Annotated in this window: 4 protein-coding genes; 1 reads left to right on the top strand and 3 read right to left on the bottom strand. The window is 66.5% G+C overall.

Features of this window, described 5'->3' with window-relative positions; translation table 11 throughout:
- From U9977_RS25550 to U9977_RS25540, 3 genes are all read right to left on the bottom strand, one after another.
- Positions 1-238 (bottom strand): SDR family NAD(P)-dependent oxidoreductase (locus tag U9977_RS25550; RefSeq protein ID WP_416210780.1); only part of this gene is annotated, 238 nt, incomplete at its 3' end.
- Positions 239-642: 404 nt separating this feature from the next.
- Positions 643-1,113, bottom strand: a complete 471-nt coding sequence (locus U9977_RS25545) for a DUF192 domain-containing protein (protein ID WP_322751833.1) — start codon at positions 1,111-1,113, stop codon at positions 643-645.
- An 82-nt stretch (positions 1,114-1,195) separates the two neighbouring features.
- Positions 1,196-1,846 (bottom strand): TetR/AcrR family transcriptional regulator, encoded by a 651-nt coding sequence (locus U9977_RS25540; RefSeq protein WP_322751832.1) that lies wholly within the window; start codon positions 1,844-1,846, stop codon positions 1,196-1,198.
- Positions 1,847-2,244: 398 nt separating this feature from the next.
- On the opposite strand from U9977_RS25540, the gene U9977_RS25535 reads away from it, so the two are divergent.
- A partial coding sequence (locus tag U9977_RS25535) for an MMPL family transporter (protein WP_322751831.1) occupies positions 2,245-4,471 on the top strand: 2,227 nt, incomplete at its 3' end.

Raw genomic sequence — 4,471 nt, 5'->3', positions numbered from 1 at the left:
TCCGGTGGCCCTCTGTCGATGCCGCAACCTCGTCAAGCGCCACGCCGTTACGACCGACCAGCAGGACCTGACAGTTCATCGCGGCCAGAAGCAGCGCAGCCTCCCTGCCGATGCCGCTGCTGGCGCCGGTGACGATCGCAGTCTTGGGCGGCCACCCCCGGCTGCCCCCGAAACGGGACGGCTCGGCGACAACGTGCAAACGGCTGTCCGGAACAGTGGGACGGGCCGGTGTGTGCACAACAAAACCCTCCGGTCGCGCGGTGGTCGCCTCCTCCCGGGATGGGAGACGGTCGCGGTCAGGCCTTCGGAACCTGGGTGTCGACAGCGCTGGCGACAAACGGTCGGCCACGTTCGGCCTAGCCCTATTTCATCGCCCCACGGCCGGAACGTCCATCGTCAGCTGGACGACACCAGGCCGAAAGCCTTGTCGGACCCGTCACGTCACCGACGGATCCACACTGCAAGCACTACATGGCATCCCGTCGGCATTCACCCAAAATAGGATTGTCGCTTTGTAGGTCTTCTCACATCGGAACATCGATTTTGCATCACCGACACGCCGCCGCACTATAGGGCCAAAGGCTGCGCGATCATGGTTTTTCGCGCCGCCGAAGGCCAAGGCCCCTGGATAACTGGATGTGACTAGTCGAATTCGATCATGTCCCCTGGACGCGTGCCGGCGTTTCTGAAGGTACCCTCCGGCGCTTCGACGGCTTCGGTGTAGGCCGAGTCGGCACGATAGATCTCGCAACGTTGTGAGTCGACCTCGGAACACGGTGTCATCTCACGAACCGTGACAACCCGCCCCGACCTGACGAAGGCGATCGACAGGGGCAGCAACGTCCGGTACATGTAAAAGCCGTCCGAGGCCTCACCGTTGAAGACGAAGAGCATCCCGGTCTCGGCGGGCAGCGACGTACGGCCCATGAGGCCACGCGCACGCAGCGTCGGCGTGTCCGCGACCTCCGCGGTGAGGGTCACCGTGCCGACCCGTACCTTCCGTGTCGCCATCTGCCCGCCGTGCGCGTCGGAAACCCGCGCCGTGGTCAGGCAGGCGGCTGTGCCGGCAAGCGGCACGGCTACCAGGGCGAGCACGTAACGTGACCGAAGCACTATCCGGACGTTACTCCACCAGTGCCGAAAGGTCACCCGTGACGCCGCGCCCCGGTCGCAGAACGCCGTCCGCCGGCCGCTCTTAGCAACCGAGCGCGGCGAGGGCGGCTTCGACGACCTCCCGCCGGACGTCGTCGGGAACCAGCGGCTCGGTGACGTCGTCACCAACCGACACCGAATGCGTCCCCCCTTTGCCCGTCGCGCCGGTCGGGCCGGCACCGGCATGCGCCAGAGCTCGCCGTGCCAGCGCGGTCCCGAGGATACCGGCCTGCACGCACCCCACGGCACAACGCGCCCGCAGGAGCCGTAACGGAGTGGGATCAGGACCAGCGAGAGCAGTCACAATCGCATCCTGGTGAGATGCGATGTCACCCTTACCGATCTGTCGATGGATCACCGACGGATCGTTGACGAAGGCGAACAGCACAGCACCCGGCCCTGCCATCGCCTCGACCAGACTCTCAATGATCGTCCGCGCCGAAGCCGGCGGATCAACGCGCGAGAGATCCCTCACATGACCGAACGCCTCTACGAACGGCTGCACTACTGCGTCCAGAATCATGTCCTTGGACGCGAAGTGGTAGTAGAGAGCGGCTTTCGTCATACTGAGCCGCTCCGCAATGTCACGAATCGATGTCCCAGCGTAGCCTTGCTCGTTGAAGAGCTGCACAGCGACAGCGAGAATCCGGTCGCGCGTGTCCACCGCGTTAGCGCGCGGTGCACGGCCGGACATCGTCGCCCCACACCCCTCTCACCGGGAGGTCGGTAGCGAAGAACCTATACCCTCGCCCCATGCAGATCCACGTCTACTGACCGTTCGGTAAACTACCCCGACCGACCGATCGTTCAGAGCGCCCGTCAGCAGGGGCGGCGGACCAGCAAGCGGAGATCCAAGCGGAGGAGACCGAGGCCGCGGGCCGGGGATCGCCGCCTGCCCGAAGCTCCTGTTGCCGGTCCCACGTCCAGACCTGCAGGGCCTGCGAGCGCGCGAAAAGAACCACGATCGCGCGCTCTCCGACCACGCATCCAGACCCACCGGGCCTGCGAGCGCGCGAAAAGAACCACGATCGCGCGCTCTCCGACCGCACGTTGACCCTGACCCGTCCATCGGCCCAGACCGGGGGGAAACCCGTGGCATCGCTCGCGCGTTGGTGCTTCCGTCACCGCTGGATCGTCCTACTCTTGTGGTTTGGCGCCCTGCTCGGATTCGGTGGGGCCGCCTATGCCGCCGGTACGGACTACAAGAACAACTTCTCACTCCCCGGAACCGAGTCGCAGCAGGCTATCGACCTGCTCAAACGGGAGTTCCCCGCCGCATCCGGCGAGACCACCAGCGTCGTGCTGCACGCCCGCTCCGGCACCCTCTACAACCCTGTCGTCGAAGCGGACGCCACGGCGATGCTCCAGCGGGTTGCCGACCTCCCCCGTGTCGTCGACGTGACAAGCCCGTTCGAGCCGCGGGGCGCGGAGCAGTTCACCAGGGATGGAACAACGGCATTCGCCACCGTCGCGCTGGACGACCAGGCGGTTGAGATCCCCCGCGACGAGCTCAAGGCGATCATAGACACCGCCCGCGCGGCCGATGGCGGGGCGCTCCAGGTGGAACTGTCCGGCACCGCGGTGTCCATTGTGGAACAGCCCCAGCAGAACACGAGCGAACTACTCGGCGTCGTAGCCGCTGCGATCATCCTGTTCATCGCGTTCGGGACCCTGCTTGCGATGACGCTGCCCCTGGTGGCCGCGGTCATCGCCCTCGGCGTCGGGATGGCCTGCATCGGCCTGGTGTCCCATGTGATGTCCATCGCCCAGTTCGGACCGACGCTGGCGACCCTGATCGGCCTGGGCGTGGGCATCGACTACGCCCTGTTCATCGTCAACCGGCACCGTATCGGCCTACGAGCGGGCAAGACGCCGGAGGAAGCAGCCGTCACCGCGATCAACACGTCCGGCCGGGCCGTCCTGTTCGCGGGGCTCACCGTGTGCATCGCCCTGCTCGGTATGTACGCCCTCGGTGTGACGTTCCTCTACGGCGTCGCGATCTCCGCGACCCTCACCGTCTCGCTGACCATGGCCACCGCGGTGACCCTGTTGCCAGCGCTGCTCAGCTTCTACGGGATGAAGGTGCTCGGTCGGGCCGAACGCGTCCAGCTCACCCACAAGGGCCCGGAACCCGCCCATCCGTCCGGATTCTGGTGGCGTTCGGCACGGCGGATCGAACGGCGCCCGGCCCTGTACGCGACGGTGTCCGCCATTCTGATTCTGATCACTGCGCTGCCGTTCTTCGCCCTCCGGCTCGGTAGCGGCGACGAGGGCAACGGCTCGCCGTCGCGGACCTCCCGACGCGCATATGATCTTCTCGCCAGCGGATTCGGGCCGGGCTTCAACGGCCCGTTCACCCTCGTCGCCGCGATCCACTCCCCCGCTGACACGAATGCTCTCGAGGCGGTCGTGACCGCACTGCGCACCGTGCCCGGTATCGCGTTCGTCACCCCGCCGCGATCGAGCCCCAACGGTGAGGCCGCGACGGTGGCGGTGTTCCCGACGACCAGCCCACAGGACGCACAAACCGCGGCGTTGCTCAAGCGACTACGGGGAACGATCATCCCGCAGGCGACCGAGGGCAGCGCCCTGGACGTCAAGGTGGGTGGCACGACCGCGACCTTCCAGGACTTCTCCGACGTGCTGACGAGCAAACTCCCGTTGTTCATCGGCGTGGTCGTGGCCCTGGCCTTCAGCCTGCTCGTGGCGGTGTTCCGTAGTGTCATCGTCCCGCTGACCGCATCGGTGATGAACCTGCTGGCGGTCGGCTCGGCGTTCGGTGTCATCGTCGCGATCTTCCAGTGGGGATGGTTCGCGGGGATCGTCGGGGTCAAGGGCGGGCCGATAGAGCCGTTCCTGCCGGTGATGCTGTTCGCCATCCTGTTCGGCTTGTCCATGGACTACGAGGTGTTCCTGGTGAGCCGGATGCACGAGGAGTGGCTGGTCCGGCGGGACAACCGGATCGCGGTCTCCCTCGGCCAGGCCGAGACGGGACGGGTGATCACGGCCGCGGGCGCCATCATGACGGTGGTCTTCGCGTCCTTCACCCTCGCGGACGACCGAGTGATCAAACTGTTCGGCATGGGACTCGCGGTGGCCGTACTGATCGACGCCTTCGTCGTCCGCGCCCTGCTCGTGCCGGCGCTCATGCACCTGTTCGGGAAGGCGAACTGGTGGCTGCCACGCTGGCTGGATCACCTACTGCCGAGCGTGTCCGTGGAGGCACCCGAAGAGATCGAGGAGATTCGCAACACGCCGGTACCCGCCGAGGTCATCACGCCGGCGGACGAGGACACCGGCGCGGACCAGCCAGCTGCTT

Source organism: Protofrankia sp. Cas8, from assembly GCF_963555845.1.
In the GTDB taxonomy this organism is placed as follows: domain Bacteria; phylum Actinomycetota; class Actinomycetes; order Frankiales; family Frankiaceae; genus Protofrankia.
The sequence above is the reverse complement of the archived record's forward strand: the minus strand, read 5'-3'. Positions and strand labels throughout refer to the sequence as shown.